A 241-nucleotide genomic window follows, 5' to 3' on the forward strand; every position below is an offset into this window, starting at 1 on the left:
GCCGCTTCCACTTTTTTTATAATCCAGTTCCAGTGGCTAGAACAGTCGGTCGTTTCACCCCTTCCTGTGAGGCAAAAAGCGCCTCTTCGTCAGGGCTTCCAACGCCCTCCTATTCTGAGCGAGCCTCTTGCACTTTTTATAGTAATTCAAACACTCCCGCTGCTCCCATTCCGCCGCCAATACACATTGTTACGATACCGAATTGTTCGTTGCGGCGTTTCATTTCGTGAATAAGAGATAG

General features: G+C 48.5%; 1 protein-coding gene. It reads right to left on the reverse strand.

Annotation, left to right across the window (positions count from 1 at the left end):
- Positions 1-136 precede the first annotated feature (136 nt).
- Positions 137-241: hypothetical protein (locus MR170_RS31700; RefSeq protein WP_242310696.1), on the reverse strand; the 105-nt coding region annotated here is incomplete at its 5' end.

The organism is Bacillus cereus group sp. BfR-BA-01524 (genome assembly GCF_022662595.1).
Classification (GTDB): Bacteria; Bacillota; Bacilli; order Bacillales; family Bacillaceae_G; genus Bacillus_A; species Bacillus_A thuringiensis_S.